The following is a 22,969-nucleotide window of genomic DNA, read 5'->3' on the forward strand; positions in this document are numbered from 1 at the left end:
CCTTATTCGTAGCGCAGGGCTTGCACGGGATCGAGCTTGGAGGCTCGCCATGCCGGAAAGATCGTCGCGATGAAGGACAGCGTCAACGCCATGATCACCACGGACATGGTCTCGCTGAAGCTCATCTCGGCGGGCAGTTGGCTGAGGAAATAGAGCTGCGGGTCAAACAGCACCGTGCCGGACACCCAAGAGAAAAACTCGCGGATCTTCTCGATATTGACGCAAACAAGAACCCCGAGCAGCACACCGGCGAGCGTCCCAACGAGGCCAATGGCAGCGCCCGTCATAAAGAAGATGCGCATGATCGCGCCAGAGCTCGCGCCCATCGTCCGCAGGATCGCGATGTCACTGCCCTTGTCCTTCACCAGCATGATGAGGCCGGAAATGATGTTCAGCGCCGCAACGAGGACGATGAGCGTCAGGATCATGAACATCACGTTCCGCTCGACCTGCAGCGCGGAGAAGAAGGTCTGGTTGCGCTGGCGCCAGTCAGTAATCGCAATCTGGCGGCCCGCGGCGGCCTCCACCTTCGGCCGCATATTGTCAATGTCGTCGGGATTGTCGACGAAGAGTTCGATGGATTGAACCAGCCCCTCGGCATTGAAATAGAGCTGCGCTTCCTCAAGCGGCATATAGATGATCGTCGCGTCGTATTCCGACATGCCGATCTCGAAGATACCGGAGACCTTGTAGGACTTGACCCGTGGGTTTACACCCATCGGCGTGACATCACCTTCCGGTGATATCAGCGTGATGGTGTCACCTGCCTGAAGGCCGAGCTGTGTCGCCATACCCGAGCCGATAAGGACACCCTGTCCCGCGGCAAAACCGACAAGATCGCCGGACTTGATGTTGCCCGAGACCGTCTTAACCTTTTCAAGGTCCTCGGGCCGGATGCCGCGCACCAGAGCGCCCGTGCCCGCACCGCCCTGACCTGAGGCCAGGGTCTGGCCCTCGACCAGCGGCAGAGCAAGCTTTATGCCCGGCACGCCGGCAAGCTTGTCGGTCAGCGCCGGATAATCGTTGAACGGCGTATCGACCGGCTGAACGATCATGTGACCGTTGATGCCGAGAATGCGGGAGATCAGTTCCGTCCGGAAGCCGTTCATGACAGCCATGACGATGATGAGCGTAGCAACCCCAAGCATGATGCCGATGAAGGAAAAGCCGGCGATCACCGAAATGAACGCTTCCTTGCGGCGGGCGCGCAGATAGCGCCACGCCACAAGCCGTTCGAAGGCGGAAAATGGCCGGCTGGCCGGCGCCGAGCCGGATTTAGAACCCTGCTGGCTCACCGCTACATCTGCCATCCTGCCTCCTGCCTTCTCAGCCCAAGAGCTTGTTGATCGCCGCGTCGATGGTCATCGTTTCGCGGGCGCCTGTCTTGCGGTCCTTCACTTCGACTTCGCCGCTCGCGACCGCACGCGGGCCGGCAATGATCTGCACCGGAACGCCGATCAGGTCGGCGGTCGCAAACTTCGTTCCGGCGCGGTCGTCCGTATCGTCGTAGAGGACGTCCTTGCCGGCGTTCGACAGCGCCGCATAGATCTTCTCGCAGGCAGCATCGCACGCCGCATCACCGGCCTTCATGTTGATCACCACTGCATCGAACGGCGCGACCGACGCCGGCCAGATGATTCCATTCTCATCATGCGATGCTTCGATGATGGCGGGAACAAGGCGAGTTGGGCCAATCCCGTAGGAACCCATGTGGACTGTATGCTCCTTGCCATCCGGACCCTGCACCTTCGCGCCCATCGGCTCGGAATACTTCGTGCCGAAGTAGAAGATGTGGCCGACTTCGATACCGCGGGCCGAGAGGCGATCGCTCTCAGGAATGGCATCGAATGCGGCCTCGTCGTGCATCTCGGAGGTAGCGGCATAAACCGACGTCCACTTGTCGAAGATTGCCTGCATGCCGGCGACGTCGTCGAAGTCGATATCGGCTGCCGGAATGTCGAAGTTCACGAAATCGCGGTGCGAGAATACTTCCGACTCGCCGGTGTCGGCGAGAATGATGAACTCGTGGCTGTGATTGCCACCGATCGGGCCGGTGTCGGCACGCATTGGAATGGCGCGCAGACCAAGGCGGTCAAAGGTGCGCAGGTAGGCCGCGAACATCTTGTTGTAGGAGTGGACTGCGTCTTCCTTGGTCAGATCGAAGGAATACGCGTCCTTCATCATGAATTCGCGCGAGCGCATGGTACCGAAACGCGGACGGATCTCGTCGCGGAACTTCAGCTGGATATGGTACAGGTTGAGCGGCAGGCTCTTGTAGGATTTCACGTAAGACCGGAAAATATCCGTGACCATTTCCTCGTTCGTCGGACCATACAGCATCGGGCGATCCTGGCGATCCTTGATGCGCAGCATTTCCTTGCCATAGGCGTCGTAGCGCCCGCTTTCCTGCCAGAGTTCGGCAGATTGCAGCGTCGGCATCGACAGTTCGATCGCACCGGCGCGGTTCTGCTCATCGCGAATGATGTTGTTGACCTTGTCGAGCACGCGCTTGCCGAGCGGCAACCAGGAATAGATGCCCTGCGACTGCTGCCGGATCATGCCGGCGCGCAGCATCAGCCGGTGAGAGACGATCTCCGCCTCCTTGGGATTTTCCTTCAGGATGGGCATGAAATAGCGAGACAGGCGCATGGCGAATTCCAGAGCTGTTGAGACACCGCATGGCGCGGAATCGAAGGCGTTCACAAATATTGGCAGCGTTCATAACTGCTTCGTGAAAGGAAAGAAACCCGCGACGGACTTAAGCGGCCTTCCGTTAAAGCATGTTCGCACTTGCGAAGCAGACAATCTAAGAAAAAGGCGAAATTATAATGGCTTGTGCGAAATTCTTATCAACAGAAAAAAATTGCTGAAGTGTAGCAAAAATGCAAAAAAAGCTGATGACAAAGCCCATTCTTTGAGCTAGTTTTAGCCCACAAAACAGGCAAGGAGCTCAAATCCTTGTCGATTTCGCGGTCAAGTCTTGGGAGGATCAGATCTTAGGCGCGCTCGTCGCAGCCCCGGCAACGGATAAGGATCACGCGATACTTAAAACAAGGCTTTTAGCCTTGTTTTTTTTTGCTTTTTATTACTCCAAACAGCCCGATGAATTGGGCCTTCTAACGTAAAGCAATGTCCATATCACGTTACGGCAACTCCATGCCGCAACTTGATGACAGGTGTATGACAGTCGAAATCCGCATTCGCCCAAAAACTGGGCAAACGCCCTTAGACATTTGAGAACGAAGGGCCGATTTGTGGTAGGGCGTCGAAACCCCATCCGAAGTAATTCGAAGCGATATACCAGAGAGCATATATGATGGCGGAAATGAGCGTCGTCATCGAAAAAACGAAGACAGCCCTAAAGCGGGTCGGCGCGCTGTGAACCGTTCCCAGCACGATGTCGTTGTCTTCCGCTTGTGTGCGCAGACCGATCGGGAGAACGGCAAAGAGCGTCATCCACCACACGATAAAGTAGACGGCGAAGCCCTGTAGAAATATCTGCAGCATCGAATTGTCCCGCTAGGCTCTCTGCGACGATCGCAATTGCCGTGCTTATAAGCCGAAATACCGGCCAACTCAAAGCCGCTTTCAGGCACCTTGCCGACTTTCGGCATTTTCGGTCACTCTGCCGCAGGCCTGCTCAGACCTGCTCGAGCTCGATCAGGGTGCCGAAGAAATCCTTCGGATGCAGGAAGAGCACCGGCTTTCCGTGCGCGCCGATCTTGGGCTCGCCGGCGCCAAGCACCCTCGCCCCACCTTGGATCAACTGGTCGCGGGCCGCGAGGATATCGCCAACCTCGTAGCAAATATGGTGCATCCCGCCGGACGGGTTCTTGTCCAGAAAGGCAGCAATCGGCGAGTCCGTTCCCAGCGGCTGCAGCAGTTCGACCTTCGTGTTCGGCAACTCAACGAAGACAACGGTAACGCCGTGTTCCGGCAGAGCTTGCGGGGCCGAAACGGTCGCGCCTAGCGTATCGCGGTATGACGCCGTTGCGGCCGCAAGGTCGGGAACTGCAATAGCGACATGGTTGACCCGACCGAGCATCCGTCACACCTTCGTAACGAAGACCGTGACGACAGGCTTCTTGCCCCAGGTCTGGTTGGCCGTCGCTCGGATGGCACGGCGGACCGACTCCTGCAGCAGGTCGAGATCCTTCCGTCGGGCCCGTGGTATACTCTCGATGGCGCCAACAGCCGCATCGTAAAGCGTATCTTCCATCTCGTCGCCTTCGTCGTCATAGACAGGAAGGCCAATCGCGACAAGATCGGGATCACCGACGATATCGTAGCGGCTATCGATCACCACGTTGACGGCGACGTGGCCGACATAGGAGAGCTTCTTGCGCTCGCCAATGCCCATCTCGTCGAAATCGCCGATCAGCGAGCCGTCCTTATATATACGGCCATGCGGCGCCTCGTCGATTACCTCGACGGGTCCTGGTGCCAGCCGGAGGATGTCGCCATTGCGCACGCGCGGTACGATCGCGATACCGGACTGCTCCGCAAGTTCCTTGTGAGCCGTCAGGTGCGTCGCTTCGCCATGCACCGGCACAACGATCTTCGGCCGGGTCAGCTCATACATCTTCTGCAGCTCGTTGCGGCGAGGATGTCCGGAAACGTGAACGAGGGCCTCGTTGTCGGTGATCACGTGGACGCCCTGCTCGATCAGGCCGTTCTTGATATCCTGGATCGCCTTCTCGTTACCGGGGATAGCGCGCGAGGAGAATACCACGATGTCGCCTGATGCCAGCGCCACATTGCGCATCTCGTCGCGCGACAGTTTCGCAAGGGCAGCGCGTGGCTCGCCCTGGCTACCGGTCAGAATGACCACCACCTTGTCGCGCGGGACGTAGCCGTATTCCTCCTCGGAAATGAACGGCTTGATGCCTTCCATCAGTCCGATATCGCGGGAAACGTCGACGACCCGCTTGAGCGAGCTGCCAAGCAGAAGGACTTCGCGGCCTTCAGCCTCGGCCGCCTCGGCCACGGTGCGAATACGGCCGACGTTCGATGAGAATGTCGTTACCGCAACCCGGCCTTCCGCATTCTCGATGATCTTGCGCAGGCTCGCGGAAACGTCCTTCTCCGACGGCGATACGCCATCTCGCAGAGCATTCGTGGAATCGCACATCAACGCCAGGACACCTTCATCCCCGAGTTGGCGGAACCGTGTCTCGTCGGTCAGCGGACCAAGCGAAGGCTCATGATCGATCTTCCAGTCGCCGGTATGGATCACATTGCCGAGTGGCGTACGGATCACCAGCGACATCGGCTCGGGAATGGAATGGTTGACCGCCACGCCCTCGACACTGAAGGGGCCGGCATTGACAGTGTCGCCCGCCGTAAACAGCGTCACCGGGATCTCGCCAATGGCCGATTTCTCGAAGTTGCGCTTTGCCTCCAGCAGGCCAGCGGTAAAGGCGGAGGCATAGACCGGCACATTGAGGCCCGGCCACAGATCGGCGAGCGCGCCGTAGTGGTCCTCATGGGCGTGGGTGATAAAGATCGCCTTGAGGCTCTTGCGCTCACTGGCGAGATAACGAATGTCCGGCAACACAAGATCGACTCCCGGCAGGTCCGGTCCCGGGAAGGTGACGCCGCAGTCGACCATGATCCACTGGCGGTGGTCCGGCGGGCCGTAGCCGTAAAGGGCGAGATTCATTCCGATCTCGCCAACGCCGCCCAACGGCAAAAATACCAGTTCGTCCTGCTTCGCCATATTTTTCGTTTTTCCAATCAACCAAAGAAGACGTCGCCGGCGGCAATCGTCATCATCCTGCCTGCGCCGGTATCGAGCATCAACAGGCCATTATCATCAATTCCGGCGAAGTGGCCGGAAATCGACCGGTCCGGCAGGTTCACAGTTATCTTTTCGCCGATACCACAGGCGACCCGGCGCCACCGCTCCGTGATTTCCCGTACACCGCGGCCGCGATCCCATGCCTCCAGGACCTCAGCCATCGATGCATAAAGATGGGCGAAAACCTCTTCGGGGGAAGCCGAGCTCCCCTGCTCGCGCAGGCAGGTGACCGGGTAGAGCGGGTTATCAGGCATGAATGCGACGTTGATGCCTATGCCGATGACGAGTGAATGACGCCCGTCCGGGAGGGCTTCGCCCTCGACAAGAATGCCGCAAGTCTTCTTTCGTCCGACCAGGATATCGTTCGGCCACTTCACTTCGAGCGGCTCGGCCGTATGCGGCAGCACATGGCGAACGGCTTGGTGAACCGCGACGGCAATTGCCAGCGGCAAAGAGCCAAGGCGCTCCAGGGGCGCCGGATCGATAAGAAGAAGCGAGGCATAGAGATTGCCCCGCTCGGAAACCCACGGGCGTCCCCGGCGGCCACGGCCGCCGGTCTGTTTTTCCGCCGTGATCCAGAGAAGACCGCGGTCCCCTGCCCGCGCACGGGCAAGGCATTCGCTATTCGTGGACGATGTCTCCGACAGAGCCTCGTGCCTGAAATCGTCGAGCGATATCCGGCGCCGTGCCTCAGAGTTCATCAAAAGAGCGTCGCAGCTGCAAGCTCGGCCGCGCCGCCGATCGGACCGCCGATGAAGACATAGGCGAGAATGAAGAGGCCAGACAGACCAAAGACAAGACGGAGCGACCCCGAGACCCGCGCGAACTCGCCGGTGGCTTCATCGAACCACATCAGCTTAATGACGCGCAGGTAGTAGTAGGCGCCGACGACCGAGGCGAGAACACCGATGATCGCAAGAGCATAGAGCTTCGCTTCGATCGCAGCCACAAACACGAAGTACTTCGCAAAGAAGCCTGCGAGCGGAGGAATGCCCGCCAGCGAGAACATCAGGATGGTCATAACCGTCGCCATGAACGGATTGGTGGTCGACAGGCCAGCCAGGTCGTTCACTTCTTCGACGACCGTGCCGTCCTTCCGCCGCATCGACATGATGATCGCGAAGCCGCCGAGTGTCATCACCATGTAGATGACCATGTAGAGCATGACGCCCGAAACGCCGGTCTGGTTGCCGGCAGCTAGGCCAACAAGCGCATAGCCCATGTGACCGATCGACGAATAGGCCATCAGTCGCTTGATGTTCTTCTGGCCGATTGCGGCAAAGGAACCAAGCAGCATGGAAGCGATCGAAATGAAGACCACGACCTGCTGCCAATCAGCCACGACCGGCTGGAAGGCAGTGATCACAATACGGGTCAACATAGCCATCGCCGCAACCTTCGGAGCGCTGGCAAGGAATGCCGTGACCGGGGTCGGCGCGCCTTCGTAAACATCCGGTGTCCACATATGGAACGGAACAGCGGAAATCTTGAAGGCGATACCGGCAAGGATGAAGACCAGGCCGAAGATGAGACCGAGCGAACGCGCGCCGTCAACGCTCAATGCCTGGGCGATCGCAGCGAACTGGGTGTGACCGGTGAAGCCATAGACCAGCGACATGCCGTAAAGCAGCATGCCCGAGGAAAGCGCTCCGAGTACGAAGTACTTCAGGCCGGCTTCCGTGGACTTGACGCTATCGCGATTGATTGCAGCAACGACGTAAATCGCGAGCGACTGCAGCTCAAGGCCGAGGTAGAGCGAGATGAGATCGTTGGCCGAAATCATCAGCAGGATGCCGAGCGTGCAGAGCACGAGCAGGACCGGAAACTCGAACTTGTCGAGCTGGTTTTCCTTGGCCAGACCAAGCGACATGAAGAGGGCTGCAATCGAGCCAACCAGCGCCGTGATCTTCATGAAGCGACCGAAGCCGTCCGACAGGAAGACACCGCCGTAGGCAAGGCCTTCGCTCGGCAGGAAGATCAGCCACAAGGCGGCTGCCGCCAGCACGATCATCGCGAGAACGCTGACCATGCGGCCAGAGCGCTCCCCCGAGAAGACGCCAATCATCAAGAGAACCAAGGCGCCGACCGCGAGGATCAGCTCCGGAATGGAAAGATGGAGGCTTGCGAGAATAGTTTCAGAGGTCATGTCCCAAAAGTCCCGTCATCATTTCATCGACAGCGCAACATCCTGCGCTGCCTGGACTGCGGCCGTATAGCTATGGATCAGCTGGTCAACCGATGCCGCAGTGACATCGAAGACCGGAGCCGGATACACGCCGAAGAAGATGGTCAGTGCGATCAGCGGATAAAGGGTCAGCTGTTCACGAGGCGAAAGATCGAGCAGCGCCTTGAGCTTTTCCTTTTCCAGCGCGCCGAAGATCACGCGGCGATAGAGCCAGAGCGCATAAGCGGCGGAGAAAATTACGCCTGTTGCAGCGAAAAGTGCGACCCAGCTGTTGACGCGGAAGACGCCAATCAGGGTTAGAAACTCACCGACGAAACCCGAGGTGCCCGGAAGGCCGACGTTCGCCATCGTGAAGACCATCATCGCAACGGCGTATTTCGGCATGTTGTTGACCAGACCGCCGTAGGCCGCGATCTCACGAGTATGGGTTCGGTCGTAGATCACGCCGACACAAAGGAAGAGAGCGCCCGAGACGATGCCGTGCGACAGCATCTGGAAGATCGAGCCCTGCAGACCCTGCGCGTTCGCTGCGAAGATGCCCATCGTCACGTAGCCCATGTGGGCCACCGAGGAATAGGCAATCAACTTCTTCATATCGTCCTGCATCAGCGCCACCAGCGAGGTGTAGATGATGGCAATGACCGACAGCGCGAAGACGAGCGGCGCGAAGAACTCCGAGGCAACGGGGAACATGCCGAGCGAGAAGCGGATCAGGCCATAGCCGCCGAGCTTCAGAAGGACGCCTGCCAGGATGACCGAGCCTGCGGTCGGTGCCTGGACGTGCGCATCCGGAAGCCAGGTGTGAACCGGCCACATCGGCATTTTCACCGCGAAGGACGCGAAGAAGGCAAGCCAAAGCCATGTCTGCATCTGCGGCGGGAACTTATAGGCAAGCAGCGCCTGAATATCGGTCGTGCCGGCCTGCCAGTACATCGCCATGATGGCCAGCAGCATCAGAACGGAGCCAAGCAGCGTATACAGGAAGAACTTGTAGCTAGCGTAAACGCGATCCTTGCCACCCCAGACGCCGATGATCAGGAACATCGGAATGAGGCCGGCTTCGAAGAACACGTAGAAGAGAACGATATCGAGCGAGACGAAGACGCCAACCATCATGACTTCCAGGATCAGGAAGGCGATCATGTAGTCCTTCAGGCGCTTCTCGATCGACAGCCAGCTCGCCAGTACGCAGAACGGCATGAGGAAGGTCGTCAGGATCACGAAGAGCATCGAGATCCCGTCAATGCCGAGATGATAGCTGATGCCGGTGCCGAGCCAGCCATGCTTTTCGATCATCTGGAAGCCCGGGTTAGCATTGTCGAAGCCGATCCAGATGAAGAGCGACAGAACGAAAGTGGCGACCGTCGTGATCAACGAAATGTTGAGCACGTTGCGGCGGCCACTCGGACCGTTTTCATTCATCAGCAGCAGGAGCACCACGCCGACGAGCGGCAGGAAGGTGACCGTTGAAAGAATAGGCCAATCGGTCATCAGACGGAACTCCCGAGCATCATCCAGGTAACAAGCGCCGCAACACCGATCAGCATGGCGAACGCGTAGTGATAGAGGTAACCGGTCTGCAAGCGCACGACGCGGTTGGTGACATCGACAACGCGAGCAGCAACGCCGTTCGGGCCATAGGTGTCGATGACGCCGACGTCACCCTTCTTCCACAGGAAGCGACCAAGCGCCTTTGCCGAACGGACGAAGAGGAAGTCGTAGAGTTCGTCGAAGTACCACTTGTTGAGCAGGAAGTGGTAGAGCACCCGATGCTGCTTCGCCAGGACACGCGGCGTCGACGGCGACTTGATATACATGTACCAAGCGGTGATGAAGCCGACGAGCATCGCAATGAACGGGCTCAGCCCAACCCAAGCCGGAACGTGATGGAATTCTTCCAACAGTTCGTTGTGCTCCGAGGTGAAGAGCGCGCCCTTCCAGAACTCCGCATACTCTTCGCCATAGAAGCGGCCCTCGAAAAGGACGCCTGCGAGTACCGCACCGGCAGCAAGAATATACAGCGGCACCAGCATGACCTGCGGAGATTCATGAACGTGGTGCATCACTTCGTGTGAGGCGCGCGGCTGGCCAAAGAAAGTCAGGAACGCCAAGCGCCAGGAATAGAAGCTGGTGAACAGAGCGGCGATCACCAACAGCGTGAAAGCAAACCCCGCGACCGGCGAGTGCGATGCGTAAGCCGCCTCGATGATCACGTCCTTGGAGAAGAAGCCGGCAAAGCCGATTGGCGTGAAAGGAATGCCGACGCCCGTCAGAGCAAGCGTACCAATCGTCATCATCCAGAAGGTGACCGGGATATGCGTACGCAGGCCTCCCATGTAACGCATGTCCTGCTCACCATCGACGGCGTGGATCACCGAGCCGGCGCCGAGGAACAGCAGGGCCTTGAAGAAAGCGTGCGTGAACAGATGGAAGATGGCAGCGCCGTATGCACCGACACCGAGCGCAACGAACATGTAGCCAAGCTGCGAGCAGGTCGAGTAGGCGATGACGCGCTTGATGTCGTTCTGCACCAGACCGACAGTTGCCGCGAAGAACGCCGTGATCGCACCGATCGTCGTTACGAATACCAACGCGTCCGGTGACAGTTCAAACAGCGGCGACATGCGGGCGACGAGGAACACGCCTGCGGTCACCATCGTCGCAGCATGGATGAGCGCCGACACTGGCGTCGGGCCTTCCATGGCATCCGGCAGCCAGGTGTGCAGCAGGAACTGTGCCGACTTACCCATCGCGCCCATGAAGAGCAGCAGGCAGGCGCCGGTCAGTGCGTGCGCCTTGTCGAGATGCATGCCGAAGAGGTTGAGAACGACCTCGCCGCCTTGGCCACCGGCTTCCGACGGCGCAAAGGTCGCCGCGTTTGCGAAGATGGTATCGAAATTGATCGCACCGAAAAGGACGAAGAGGCTGGCAATACCGAGGATGAAGCCAAAGTCGCCAACACGGTTGACGATGAAGGCCTTCATCGCGGCGGCATTCGCCGACGGCTTCTTGAACCAGAAGCCGATCAGCAGATACGAGGCCAGACCAACGCCTTCCCAGCCGAAGAACATCTGCGCCAGGTTATCGGCGGTCACCAGCATCAGCATCGCGAAGGTGAAGAGCGACAGATAGGCAAAGAAGCGCGGACGATGCGGATCGTGATGCATGTATCCGATCGAGTAGACGTGCACGAGCGTGGAGACGGTGTTGACGACGATCAGCATGACCGAGGTCAGCGTATCGACGCGCAGCGACCAGGACACGTCGATGCCGCCGGACTGGATCCAGCGCAGCACTTCGACCTTGATGGGGCCGCCTTCGTGGTGGCCCATGCCGACGGTGATGAAGACATACCACGACAGGACCGCGGCAATGATCATCAGGCCCGATGTGACGTATTCCGATGCCTTGGCGCCGATCGCGCGACCGAAGAGGCCAGCGATGATCGCGCCGATCAGGGGAAGAAAGACGATAGCCTTATATAAAAACATAGCCTTATCAGCCCTTCATCATGTTGACGTCTTCGACGCCGATCGAGCCGCGGTTACGGTAGAAGACGACGAGAATTGCAAGACCGATAGCCGCTTCAGCCGCAGCGACGGTCAGAATGAACAATGCGAAAACCTGGCCGACGATGTCGTTGAGGAACGACGAGAAGGCGACCATGTTGATGTTGACCGCAAGCAGAATGAGCTCGATCGACATCAGGATAACGATGATGTTCTTCCGGTTCAGGAAGATACCGAAGACGCCGAGCGTGAAGAGGATGGCGCTGACCGTCAGGTAATGGGAAAGTCCGATGACCATTGTATTTGTTCCTTAAGCTCGCGCCTGCTTCAAACGCCCTGTCCCGGCTTCACCTTGACCACCTCAACGGCGGTCTTAGGATTGCGGGCAACCTGATTGGCGATGTTCTGTCGCTTGATGTTCTGGCGATGCTTGAGCGTCAGCACGATCGCACCGATCATTGCGACGAGCAGCACCAGACCAGCGATCTGGAAGAAGTAGACGTAATTCGTATAGAGCACGTCACCGAGTGCTGCGGTGTTGGTGCGCTCTGTCAGCGCCGGGATCGGCATTGCCACCGAGTTGGCGATTTCCGGCGAGATTACGCTGCCACCCACAACGACGATGAGCTCGGCCGCGAGGATCAGGCCGATGACCGCACCGATCGGCGCATATTCGAGAACCCCTGCACGCAACTCCGTGAAGTCGATGTCAAGCATCATGACCACGAAGAGGAAGAGAACGGCCACGGCGCCGACGTACACGACGAGCAGGATCATCGCCAGGAATTCAGCGCCCAGCAGCAGGAAGAGGCCAGCCGCGTTGAAGAAAACCAGGATCAGGAAGAGAACGGAATGAACCGGATTCTTCGACCAGATGACCATGAACGCCGACGCTACCGCGACAAAGGCGAAAAGATAGAAAAATAGAGCCTGCAGACCCATGTTGGTGCCTTTTTCATCTTCCCCCGGGCAGCCGGGAGTTTCCCTGCCCGATGAAGCTTCGCACGGAACTCGCCGGCAAAGCCTCGGTGCATGTTGACCGGAAGCCGCGCGAGGGGCGGCACTCCGGCATTTCAATTTCGATCAACGGTACGGTGCATCCAGCGCGATGTTGCGCGCGATCTCACGCTCCCACCGGTCGCCGTTCTCCAGAAGCCGCGCCTTGTCGAAGTAGAGTTCTTCGCGGGTTTCCGTTGCAAATTCGAAATTCGGACCTTCGACGATCGCATCGACGGGGCATGCCTCCTGGCAGAAGCCGCAGTAGATGCACTTTACCATGTCGATGTCGTAACGAACTGTGCGGCGCGTGCCATCGTTGCGGCGGGGGCCGGCTTCGATGGTGATTGCCTGGGCAGGACAGATGGCCTCGCAGAGCTTGCAGGCGATGCAGCGCTCCTCGCCGTTGGGATAACGACGCAGCGCGTGTTCGCCGCGGAAGCGCGGGCTGACCGGTCCCTTTTCGAACGGGTAATTGATCGTTGCCTTCTGCTTAAAAATGTACCGGAAGGTCAGCCAGAACGCACTGACGAATTCCTTCAGGAACAGCGAGCTGACCGCGTTGGACAAGCCTGCCATCTTCAACCTCCAATATTGCTTGAAACGAGGGCCGGCATGATCACGCCCAACCCGTCAGCTTCAGCACGAATGCAACGATTACGACCATGGCGAGCGACAGCGGAAGGAAAACCTTCCAGCCGAGGCGCATCAGCTGGTCGTAGCGATAACGCGGGACGAATGCCTTGACCATCGCGAACATGAAGAACACCAGGCACGACTTCAGCGTAAACCAGATGACGCCCGGCACCCAGTTCAGGAACCATACGTCGACCGGCGGCAGCCAGCCCCCGAGGAACAGGATCGTCGTCAGCGAGCACATCAGAACGATGGCCGCATATTCGCCGAGCATGAACATCATGTAGAGCGAGGAACCGTATTCGACCATGAAGCCGGCGACGAGTTCCGATTCCGCTTCCGGAAGGTCGAAAGGCGGGCGGTTCGTTTCGGCAAGTGCGGAAATGAAGAAGACGATGAACATCGGGAACAGCGCCAGCCAATGCCAGTCGAGGAACGACGCCGGCAAACCGAGGCGCGTACCGAGGCCGGACTGCTGGGCATGGACGATGTCCGTCAAGTTCAACGAACCCACGCAGAGCAGAACAGTGACGATAACGAAGCCGATCGAGACTTCATAGGAAACCATCTGCGCAGCGGAGCGGAGCGCGCCGAGGAACGGATACTTCGAGTTCGAAGCCCATCCGCCCATGATGATGCCGTACACTTCAAGCGACGAGATCGCGAAAATGTAGAGAATACCAACGTTTATGTTGGCGATCACCCAGCCATCCGCCAGCGGCACGACAGCCCAGGTCGACAGCGCCAGCAGCACCGTCACGAGCGGTGCCAGAAGGAACACGGCCTTGTTGGCGCCAGCCGGAATCACCGGCTCCTTGAAGACGAACTTCAAAAGATCGGCGAAAGACTGGAAAAGGCCCCACGGCCCCACCACATTCGGACCTCGGCGCAACTGCACGGCTGCCCAGACCTTACGGTCCGCCAGCAGAATGTAGGCGATGAAGACGAGCAGGCAGACGAGGAGAAGAAGCGACTGACCGACCATAAGGAGGCCAGGCAAGAGATAAGTTGAAACAAACGATTCCATAGTCCCCTGCCCTTACTCTGCCGCGACTTTGAAGTTGTTGCGGGCCAATGCCGAGCACTCTGCCATTACGGCGGAGGCGCGCGCGATCGGGTTCGTCAAATAGAAGTCTTTGACCGGCGACGCAAACCCGGATTTATTCATCTTGCCGGCTTTTTTAGCGACTGCGGCAATTTTGGCGCTGTCGCTTTCGGCGATCTCATCAAGTGCTGCGAAATGCGGGAATGCCGCGTAAAGCCTTGCGCGCAATTCGCCAAGCGAATCAAACGGAAGCTTCTTGCCGAGCACGTCGGAAAGCGCACGCAGGATCGCCCAGTCTTCGCGGGCATCGCCAGGCGCAAAGCCGGCGCGATTGCCCATCTGGACGCGCCCCTCGGTGTTGACCCAGGTCCCGGACTTTTCGGTGTAGGCCGCAGCCGGCAGGATGACGTCGGCATTGTGGGCGCCGTTGTCGCCATGCGAGCCGATATAGACCGTCAGCTTTGCCTTCTTGGCAGCGAAATCAAGCTCGTCGGCGCCAAGCAGGAAGAGAACGTCCATCGACGACAACATTTCGGCAGCGTTGACGCCCTTTGCGCCCGGAACGAAGCCGAGATCGAGGCCGCCGACGCGCGATGCCGCGGTGTGGAGTACGGCAAAGCCGTTCCAGCCTTCGACGACTGCGCCGACAATGCCCGCAAGCTTTGCAGCAGTTGCGAGAACACCAGCACCATCGGCGCGCGACAGAGCGCCTTGGCCGATGAGGATCATCGGCTTCTTGGCATCCGTCAGAACCTTCGCGAAGGCATGGCTGCCGTCGGCTAGATCTTTCAGCGTGTCCGGGCCGGCGCCGAGATATTCGTAGTCGTAACGCAGCTCGCCTGCCTCACCGATCACGCCGATCGGGAAGTTGCCGCGACGCCAGCGCTTGCGGATGCGAGCGTTGAGCACGGCGGCCTCGAAACGAGGGTTGGCGCCAATGATCAGCAGCGCGTCTGCCTGTTCGATGCCTTCGATCGTCGGGTTGAAGACGTAGCTTGCGCGACCGAGCGACGGATCGAGTGCCGTCCCATCCTGGCGACAGTCGAGGTTCTCGGAACCCAGCGACCTCACGAGCTCCGACAGGGCGTACATTTCTTCGACGGATGCGAGGTCGCCGGCAATCGCGCCGATTTTCTCGCCGTTGGTTGCAGCAACGGCAGCCTTGATCGTTCCGAAGGCTTCGCCCCAGGTCGCTGCCTGCAGGCGGCCATCCTTGCGAACATATGGGCGGTCGATACGCTGCGTCTTCAGGCCATCCCAAATGTAGCGGCTCTTGTCGGAGATCCACTCTTCATTGATCTGGTCATTGACGCGCGGCAGTACGCGCATGACTTCACGGCCACGTGTATCGACGCGGATTGCAGAACCGAGGGCGTCCATCACGTCGATCGATTCGGTCTTGTTCAGCTCCCACGGGCGGGCCGTGAAGGCGAAGGGCTTGGAGGTCAGCGCGCCGACCGGGCAGAGGTCAACGACGTTACCCTGCAGCTCGGAGGTCATCGCCTGCTCGAGGTACGTGGTGATTTCGGCGTCCTCGCCGCGGCCGATCAGGCCGAGTTCGGAGATGCCAGCCACTTCGGTCGTGAAGCGAACGCAACGAGTGCAGTGAATGCAGCGGTTCATGACCGTCTTGACGAGCGGTCCGATATACTTGTCTTCGACGGCGCGCTTGTCTTCCTGATAGCGCGAGCTGTCGATACCGAAGGCCATCGCCTGGTCCTGCAGGTCGCATTCGCCGCCCTGGTCGCAGATCGGGCAATCGAGCGGATGGTTGATCAGCAGGAACTCCATCACGCCTTCGCGGGCCTTCTTGACCATCGGCGTGTTGGTGAAGACCTCAGGAAGTTCGCCATTCGGGCCGCCGCGGATATCGCGCACGCCCATGGCGCAAGATGCCTGCGGCTTCGGCGGGCCACCCTTGACCTCAACGAGGCACATGCGGCAGTTGCCGGCGACCGAAAGGCGCTCATGGAAGCAGAAGCGCGGAACTTCAGCGCCGGCTTCCTCACACGCCTGAATGAGGGTGTAATGATCCGGGACTTCGATCTCGTTGCCGTCAATCTTCAGTTTTGCCATCGTCACTCAGTCCTGTTTTCCGTTTGCCGGATGGCGGCAAACAAACCCACTTTGCAACAGTTTCGCTGCCAGGCCGGATTCTTATCCCGTTGGCATCGGTGTCGCTCAAATTCTCTGCCCACCCCGAGACCCGGGATCGGCTTTCGGCCTCTGCAGTTTCGGACCCCTGCCCTCCACTCTTCAGCCTTGACCTTGCTCCGGCCGTTCGGCCGAAAAATCACTTCCGCTTTCGCCCCTTGGCAAGAAGCGCCTTGGCCTGCGCAACCCAGCCATCGCGGACGATCCGCCCATCGAAACCGAATTCGGCGTCTATGCGTGCCGCATCCTCGTCAGACCAGCCGGCAATCACCGCAAAGGAGCGAATGCTCTTGGCGTTCAAAACCTGCTCGATTTTCGGGCCGATCCCGGAAATCTGCTTCAGATCGTCGGACTTGCGGGGGCGCGAAGCGGGCTTGGCCGCCACTTCAGGCTTTACATCCGGCTTCGCGGGAACAACCGACAGCTTGACCTTGGTTGCGGCGTTCGTGGCAGGCGCCGGGCGAACGTTTTCCGGCCGGATTTCCACTTCAGGCTTGGCCTCATCAGGCGGCGTTTCATCGAGAACGGCGGCAAACTTGCTCGTTGCGTCGAACGCACCCTGCAGCGCTCCGAAGAATGCGCCCGCCATCTGCGTCGAAAAGCCGAGGCCGATCGCCGTCGCCGCAGCCATGGCCGCCGCCGGATTGACCATCACAGGCGGCACCGGCAACGCGCGGGCATTCTCCAGCATCTCGGCAGCAAGACGACCGAAGTCGGCCGAAAAATCAGCCGCTCCCTCTTTTCTCATGCTGTCCGATGCCTTCGTCGTCATCGCGCTTACTCCGCAGCCTCCAGAACAGCACCGTGATCCAGTGCGCTCGCCGTATACTGGTCGATCCGTGCTTCGATCTCGTGACGGAAGTTGCGGATCAGCCCCTGCACCGGCCACGCGGCAGCATCGCCGAGCGCACAAATGGTGTGGCCCTCGATCTGCTTGGTGACCTGGAACAACATGTCGATTTCGCGCTTCTGGGCGTTGCCCTTGGCCATGCGCTCCATGACGCGCCACATCCAACCAGTACCTTCACGGCATGGAGTGCACTGACCACAGCTCTCATGCTTGAAGAAGGCCGAGATGCGAGCGATCGCCTTGATGACGTCGGTGGACTTGTCCATGACGATTGCGGCCGCGGTACCGAAGGAAGAACCGACCGCACGCAGGCCGTCGAAGTCCATCGGGCAGTCGATGATGTCCTTGGCCGGAACGATCGGGCAGGATGCGCCACCCGGAATGACGGCAAGCAGGTTATCCCAGCCGCCACGAATGCCGCCGGCATGACGATCGACGAGTTCGCGGAAGGTGATGCCCATTTCTTCTTCGACGGTGCACGGCTTGTTGACGTGACCGGAGAGCATGAACAGCTTGGTGCCGACATTGTTCGGGCGACCGATCGAGGAGAACCAAGTCGCGCCACGACGCAGGATCGTCGGGGCAACGGCGATCGACTCGACGTTGTTGACGGTCGTTGGGCAGCCGTAGAGGCCCATGTTTGCCGGGAACGGCGGCTTCAGGCGCGGCTGGCCCTTCTTGCCTTCGAGGCTTTCGAGCAGCGCGGTCTCTTCGCCGCAGATGTAGGCGCCGGCGCCGTGGTGGACGTAGATGTCCATCGGATAGCCGAGCTTGTTGCTCTTGCCGAGCAGGCCGTAGTCGTAGCACTCGTCGATCGCGGCCTGGAGCGCTTCGCGCTCGCGGATGTACTCACCACGGACGTAGATGTAGGCAGCATTCGCCCCCATGGCGAAGCTTGCGATCACGCAGCCTTCGATCAGCGTGTGCGGATCGTGACGCATGATGTCGCGGTCTTTGCAGGTGCCCGGCTCCGACTCGTCGGCATTGACGACGAGGTAATGCGGGCGTCCGTCGCTTTCCTTCGGCATGAAGGACCACTTGAGACCCGTCGGAAAGCCGGCGCCGCCACGACCACGAAGGCCAGAGGCCTTCATCTCGTTGATGATCCAGTCGCGTCCCTTTTCGAGGATCTGCTTGGTGCCGTCCCAGTGGCCGCGCGCCATGGCGCCCTTCAGGGACTTGTCCTTGAGGCCGTAGATATTGGTAAAGATGCGGTCTTTATCTTGTAACATGCTTCACCTCTTACCGCGGCTTCTTACCGAAGACCTTGATATATTCCGCTTCGCCGCCCTTGGCGAGCGCCTTGGCCTGCTTGACCCAGTCGTCGCGCTCGATGCGGCCCTTGAAATTCAGGTAGCCGTCGACCCATTCGCGTTCAGCCTTTTTCCAACTCGCGACCTGCGCGAAGGTGAAAATGCCGATCTCATGCAGGGTAGCCTCGATCTTCGGGCCCACGCCGGAAATCATCTTCAGATCGTCTAGTGTCGCGGGCTTTTCGATGCCAGCCGGACGGTTCTTGTCGGTCAGGGACGGCTTGGCTGGCGCCGCAACCTGCGCGGCCGTGGCGGGTGCCGGCTGCTCTTCCGCAGCCTTTGCATTCTTCGCAGCCGCCTTCGGAGCCGTGACCGGGGTCTTCAGGGCGGCATTGGTCTCGGCGTCGGTGCTCTTCGCACGGGCTGCCTCAGATGGCGGAACCGGTGCCGCGTCGACCTTTGCCGTAACGGCTTCCTCGACGGCCTTCTTGGCCGAAACCTTCTTTGCCTTCGGCTCCTCGGTCAAAAGCGACGTCGGACCGCCTTCCGGCGATGAGAAGTGACGGTCGATCTGCGGACCGACCTTGATGCTTGCGCCGTTGCCAGCTTCAAACGTGTCGATGATTTCCTCGAGGCGTTCTGGCGTCAGATCCTCGTAGGTGTCCTTGCCAATCATCACCATCGGTGCGTTGACGCAGGCCCCAAGACATTCGACCTCTTCCCAGGAGAGCGTGCCATCGGCATTCCGCTCAAAGGGATGATGGTGGATCTTGCTCTTGCAGACCGCCATCAGGCTTTCCGAGCCGCGCAGCATGCAGGGCGTCGTGCCGCACACCTGGATGTGGGCGCGCGTGCCGACCGGGCCGAGCTGGAACTGCGTGTAGAAGGTCGCAACTTCGAGAACGCGGATGTAGGCCATATCGAGCATGTCAGCGACCTTTTCGATCGCGGCACGCGTGACCCAACCATCCTGCTCCTGCGCCCGCATCAACAGCGGAATAACCGCGGATTGCTGACGGCCTGCGGGATATTTCTGGATCGTCTTATCCGCCCAAGCTGCGTTCTCGTCATTGAAGGCGAACGCGGCTGGCTGGAATTGATCTTCGGCTAATCGACGAACGGACATTCTTCCTCACGCCTTGTCAGTTTATGGTCCCGCACTGCGATGCCGTCAGAGACTTCATCTCGCATGCGTAGGCCGACTGGTCTTTTTGCAAAAACACAACGAACTTGCCGCCGTTCGGAACGGCGGCCTTGATTTCATAGCCCTTGGACAAGAGCTCGCCCATAGAGGCCTTTGCCGCCGGCGGCTGCACCTCGCCCTGGCCCAACTTCGGACCCATTCCACCCACCTCCTGGGCAAAGGCTCCGGAGGCAGCAAAAAGAACGATCGCGACAAGCGGCAGCAGCTTCATCAGCGGTCCACCTCGCCGAACACGATGTCGAGCGAACCGAGCACGGCCGTCACGTCCGCAAGCATGTGGCCCTTGCAAAGGAAGTCCATTGCCTGCAGGTGAGCATAACCCGGTGCACGGATCTTGCAGCGGTACGGCTTGTTGCTGCCATCGGCGACGACGTAGACGCCGAACTCGCCCTTCGGCGCTTCGACGGCCGCGTACACTTCGCCGGCAGGGACGTGGTAGCCTTCGGTGTAAAGCTTGAAGTGGTGGATGAGCGCTTCCATCGAACGCTTCATCTCGCCGCGCTTCGGCGGAACGACCTTGCCGTCGATCGACGACACGGGGCCGGTCTTGGCGCTGCCCATGAGGCGCTCGACGCACTGCTTCATGATGCGAACCGACTGGCGCATCTCGATCATGCGGATCAGGTAACGGTCGTAGCAGTCGCCGTTCTTGCCGATCGGAATATCGAATTCCATATCGCTGTAGCATTCGTAAGGCTGCGAGCGACGCAGGTCCCAGGCTGCACCCGAGCCGCGAACCATGACGCCGGAGAAGCCCCACGACCAGGCATCCGCCAGCGACACCACGCCGATGTCGACGTTACGCTGCTTGAAGATACGGTTGTCCGTCAGCAGGCCTTCGATATCGTCGAGGATTTTCAGGAACGGGTCGCACCACTTGCCGATATCCTCGACCAACTCCGGCGGGATGTCCTGATGGACACCACCTGGACGGAAATAAGCCGAGTGCATACGGGCGCCGCAGGCGCGCTCATAAAACACCATCAGCTTTTCGCGCTCTTCGAAACCCCAGACCGGCGGCGTCATCGCGCCGACGTCCATGGCCTGCGTCGTCACGTTCATGATGTGCGACAAGATTCGGCCAATTTCCGAGTACAGAACTCGAATCAGCTGACCGCGAATTGGAATTTCGAGCTTCAGCATCTTTTCGACGGCGAGCGCGAAAGCGTGTTCCTGATTCATCGGCGCGACGTAGTCGAGACGATCGAAATAAGGAACGGCCTGAAGGTAGGTCTTCGTCTCGATCAGTTTCTCGGTGCCGCGATGCAGCAGTCCGATATGCGGGTCGACGCGCTCGATGATTTCGCCATCGAGCTCGAGCACGAGACGCAGAACACCGTGCGCGGAAGGATGTTCCGGTCCGAAGTTGATCGTAAAGTTGCGAACGTTATGTTCAGTCATAGCGACGCGCTCCGCGCTGGCAATTGGCATGAGACGGCGAGCAGAGAGGCTTCAAGAAATCCGAGCCTCATCTTCACTTCGCCGCCTTCTCGTCTCCCGGCAGCACGTATTCGGTGCCTTCCCAGGGAGACATGAAGTCGAAATTGCGGAATTCCTGCTTCAGTTCGACGGGCTCGTAAACGACGCGCTTGGCAGCATCGTCGTAACGCACCTCGACGTAACCGGTCGTCGGGAAGTCCTTGCGCAAGGGGTGACCTTCGAAGCCGTAATCAGTGAGAAGACGACGCAGGTCGGCATGGCCCGAGAATGGAATGCCGTACATGTCCCAAGCTTCGCGCTCGAACCACTCGGCGCCCTTGTAGACTGATGTAGCCGATGGAACCGACTCACCATCGGCGACGGCAACCTTCACGCGGATGCGCAGGTTCTGCTTCGGCGACAGGAGGTGATAGACGACATCGAAACGCTTTTCGCGCTGTGGCCAGTCGACGCCGCAGATATCGATCATGCTGATAAAGCCGCAACGCGCGTCGTCACGCAGGAACGTCAGCAGCGCCAGAATCGTTTCCGGCGTAGCGGTTGCGTTCAGCTCGTCGTAGCTGATGGATGCATCAAGAAAGAGATCGCCACGCATCTCACGAAGATACGAGGACAGTTCGCTCAAGGCTTCACTCATGACAGTCCTCCGCCCTTAGCGCTCGATCGTTCCGGTTCGACGGATCTTCTTCTGCAGAAGCAGCACCCCGTAGAGCAGCGCTTCTGCCGTGGGGGGACAGCCCGGCACGTAGATATCGACAGGAACGACACGGTCGCAACCACGAACGACCGAATAGGAATAGTGATAGTAACCGCCGCCGTTGGCGCAGGATCCCATGGAGATCACGTAGCGCGGCTCAGGCATCTGGTCATAGACCTTACGCAGCGCGGGCGCCATCTTGTTGGTCAGCGTACCGGCAACGATCATGACGTCGGACTGGCGCGGCGAGGCGCGCGGAGCAACACCGAAGCGCTCCATGTCGTAACGCGGACCGGAGACCTGCATCAGGCCTTCAACGGCGCAGCAGGCGAGACCGAACTGCATCCACATCAGCGAGCCGGTACGGGCCCAGGTGATCAGGTCGCGGGTCGAGGTAACAAGAAAGCCCTTGTCGGCCAACTCATCGTTGATTTCGCCGAAGAACGCACTGTCGCTGCCGATCGGCTTGCCCGTTGCCGGGTCGATGACGCCTTTCGGATGCGGCGCCACGAGCGCCTTGTCGGTTGGGGCTACTCCCATTCCAGGGCTCCCTTTTTCCATTCATAAATAAAGCCGATGGTCAGCACGCCAAGGAAGACCATCATGGACCAGAAGCCGAACCAACCGATCGCACCGAAGGACACTGCCCACGGGAAGAGGAAGGCGACTTCAAGGTCGAAGATGATGAAGAGGATCGACACGAGGTAGAAGCGGATATCGAACTTCATACGAGCGTCGTCGAATGCGTTGAAGCCGCATTCGAAGGCCGAGAGCTTTTCCGAATCGGGCGCCTTGAAAGCAACAGCAAACGGCGCAATCAACAGCGCCAGGCCGATGACAAGGGCGATACCAATGAAAATAGCGATCGGAATGTAGGAACTGAGCAGTCCAGTCATCAGGTTCTTCCCTGCTTGCGGGCTGCGCCGGGAGGCGCTAGTGGGCAATTGCCCGGCAAGCGAACGTGCGTTGCAACAGAGCCGTGGTTAGCGCAGGCAGCGCCACGGCGCAAGACTTTTAGAGTAGCAAATTCGACTGTCGAGGCGCGACATTATCAAGCAGATGCAATGATGTCGCGACAAATCCACACAAGTTGATTCAGGCTGCATGCCAGCCCACCGGATATTGCATGGCTCACGGCAAAAGATAAAGCCAAAGCTAAGCGACGACAACGAAACGGCAATCGTTCATGACTGCGAATAG

22 protein-coding genes are annotated in these 22,969 nt (G+C 59.4%); all 22 read right to left on the reverse strand.

What is annotated here, in order from left to right; all coding sequences use genetic code 11:
- Positions 1-2 precede the first annotated feature (2 nt).
- The 22 genes from FHT97_RS00385 to FHT97_RS00490 all read right to left on the reverse strand — a co-directional run bounded on the left by FHT97_RS00385 (position 3) and on the right by FHT97_RS00490 (position 22,665).
- Entirely contained in the window at positions 3-1,310 is a 1,308-nt protein-coding gene (locus FHT97_RS00385) for a lipoprotein-releasing ABC transporter permease subunit (RefSeq protein ID WP_183756828.1), read from the reverse strand.
- A gap of 16 nt (positions 1,311-1,326) precedes the next feature.
- The gene (gene proS / locus FHT97_RS00390) at positions 1,327-2,649 is read right to left on the reverse strand and encodes a proline--tRNA ligase (RefSeq protein ID WP_183859187.1); all 1,323 of its coding nucleotides are present in this window, start codon (positions 2,647-2,649) and stop codon (positions 1,327-1,329) included.
- A 576-nt stretch (positions 2,650-3,225) separates the two neighbouring features.
- Positions 3,226-3,507, reverse strand: a complete 282-nt coding sequence (locus tag FHT97_RS00395; RefSeq protein ID WP_183859189.1) for a DUF1467 family protein — start codon at positions 3,505-3,507, stop codon at positions 3,226-3,228.
- 133 nt (positions 3,508-3,640) lie between these two features.
- The gene (mce, locus tag FHT97_RS00400; protein WP_183859191.1) at positions 3,641-4,045 is read right to left on the reverse strand and encodes a methylmalonyl-CoA epimerase; all 405 of its coding nucleotides are present in this window, start codon (positions 4,043-4,045) and stop codon (positions 3,641-3,643) included.
- A gap of 3 nt (positions 4,046-4,048) precedes the next feature.
- Positions 4,049-5,719 (reverse strand): ribonuclease J, encoded by a 1,671-nt coding sequence (locus FHT97_RS00405; RefSeq protein WP_114712324.1) that lies wholly within the window; start codon positions 5,717-5,719, stop codon positions 4,049-4,051.
- 17 nt (positions 5,720-5,736) lie between these two features.
- Positions 5,737-6,501: a biotin--[acetyl-CoA-carboxylase] ligase gene (locus FHT97_RS00410; protein ID WP_183859193.1), complete on the reverse strand. Its 765-nt coding sequence runs from the start codon at positions 6,499-6,501 to the stop codon at positions 5,737-5,739.
- A complete protein-coding gene (gene nuoN / locus FHT97_RS00415; protein ID WP_183859195.1) occupies positions 6,501-7,946 on the reverse strand; it encodes an NADH-quinone oxidoreductase subunit NuoN in 1,446 nt (481 codons plus the stop codon). Before nuoN ends, FHT97_RS00410 begins: the two co-directional genes overlap by 1 nt.
- 18 nt (positions 7,947-7,964) lie before the next feature.
- Complete coding sequence (locus FHT97_RS00420; RefSeq protein ID WP_183756832.1) at positions 7,965-9,476, reverse strand: NADH-quinone oxidoreductase subunit M; 1,512 nt, start codon at positions 9,474-9,476, stop codon at positions 7,965-7,967.
- Complete coding sequence (nuoL, locus tag FHT97_RS00425; RefSeq protein ID WP_183756833.1) at positions 9,476-11,476, reverse strand: NADH-quinone oxidoreductase subunit L; 2,001 nt, start codon at positions 11,474-11,476, stop codon at positions 9,476-9,478. Before nuoL ends, FHT97_RS00420 begins: the two co-directional genes overlap by 1 nt.
- A gap of 7 nt (positions 11,477-11,483) precedes the next feature.
- The gene (gene nuoK, locus FHT97_RS00430) at positions 11,484-11,792 is read right to left on the reverse strand and encodes an NADH-quinone oxidoreductase subunit NuoK (RefSeq protein WP_007531803.1); all 309 of its coding nucleotides are present in this window, start codon (positions 11,790-11,792) and stop codon (positions 11,484-11,486) included.
- Positions 11,793-11,821: 29 nt separating this feature from the next.
- Positions 11,822-12,436 (reverse strand): NADH-quinone oxidoreductase subunit J, encoded by a 615-nt coding sequence (locus tag FHT97_RS00435; RefSeq protein ID WP_183859197.1) that lies wholly within the window; start codon positions 12,434-12,436, stop codon positions 11,822-11,824.
- A gap of 141 nt (positions 12,437-12,577) precedes the next feature.
- A complete protein-coding gene (gene nuoI / locus FHT97_RS00440; protein WP_007789671.1) occupies positions 12,578-13,069 on the reverse strand; it encodes an NADH-quinone oxidoreductase subunit NuoI in 492 nt (163 codons plus the stop codon).
- A gap of 40 nt (positions 13,070-13,109) precedes the next feature.
- Entirely contained in the window at positions 13,110-14,153 is a 1,044-nt protein-coding gene (nuoH, locus tag FHT97_RS00445; protein ID WP_016553616.1) for an NADH-quinone oxidoreductase subunit NuoH, read from the reverse strand.
- 12 nt (positions 14,154-14,165) lie between these two features.
- Positions 14,166-16,247, reverse strand: coding sequence for an NADH-quinone oxidoreductase subunit NuoG (gene nuoG / locus FHT97_RS00450; protein WP_183859199.1), 2,082 nt, complete (start codon positions 16,245-16,247; stop codon positions 14,166-14,168).
- 217 nt (positions 16,248-16,464) lie between these two features.
- Positions 16,465-17,097, reverse strand: a complete 633-nt coding sequence (locus tag FHT97_RS00455; protein WP_183859201.1) for a 5' DNA nuclease — start codon at positions 17,095-17,097, stop codon at positions 16,465-16,467.
- Positions 17,098-17,102: 5 nt separating this feature from the next.
- Positions 17,103-18,407 carry an NADH-quinone oxidoreductase subunit NuoF gene (gene nuoF / locus FHT97_RS00460; protein WP_114712316.1) on the reverse strand — a complete coding sequence of 435 codons (1,305 nt, stop codon included), beginning with the start codon at positions 18,405-18,407 and terminating at the stop codon, positions 17,103-17,105.
- 10 nt (positions 18,408-18,417) lie between these two features.
- Complete coding sequence (locus FHT97_RS00465; protein ID WP_183859203.1) at positions 18,418-19,554, reverse strand: NADH-quinone oxidoreductase subunit E; 1,137 nt, start codon at positions 19,552-19,554, stop codon at positions 18,418-18,420.
- A gap of 16 nt (positions 19,555-19,570) precedes the next feature.
- Positions 19,571-19,843, reverse strand: a complete 273-nt coding sequence (locus FHT97_RS00470; protein ID WP_183859205.1) for a hypothetical protein — start codon at positions 19,841-19,843, stop codon at positions 19,571-19,573.
- On the reverse strand, positions 19,843-21,033 hold the full coding sequence (locus FHT97_RS00475) for an NADH-quinone oxidoreductase subunit D (protein ID WP_183859207.1): 1,191 nt from the start codon (positions 21,031-21,033) through the stop codon (positions 19,843-19,845). The genes FHT97_RS00470 and FHT97_RS00475 overlap by 1 nt, the downstream gene beginning before the upstream one ends.
- A gap of 73 nt (positions 21,034-21,106) precedes the next feature.
- Positions 21,107-21,709 carry an NADH-quinone oxidoreductase subunit C gene (locus FHT97_RS00480; RefSeq protein WP_183859209.1) on the reverse strand — a complete coding sequence of 201 codons (603 nt, stop codon included), beginning with the start codon at positions 21,707-21,709 and terminating at the stop codon, positions 21,107-21,109.
- Between the two features lie 15 nt (positions 21,710-21,724).
- Positions 21,725-22,309: an NADH-quinone oxidoreductase subunit B gene (locus FHT97_RS00485; RefSeq protein ID WP_016553608.1), complete on the reverse strand. Its 585-nt coding sequence runs from the start codon at positions 22,307-22,309 to the stop codon at positions 21,725-21,727.
- On the reverse strand, positions 22,300-22,665 hold the full coding sequence (locus FHT97_RS00490) for an NADH-quinone oxidoreductase subunit A (RefSeq protein ID WP_016553607.1): 366 nt from the start codon (positions 22,663-22,665) through the stop codon (positions 22,300-22,302). The genes FHT97_RS00485 and FHT97_RS00490 overlap by 10 nt, the downstream gene beginning before the upstream one ends.
- Positions 22,666-22,969: the final 304 nt, after the last annotated feature.

It is taken from the genome of Rhizobium sp. BK399, assembly GCF_014194695.1.
Lineage (GTDB): Bacteria > Pseudomonadota > Alphaproteobacteria > Rhizobiales > Rhizobiaceae > Rhizobium.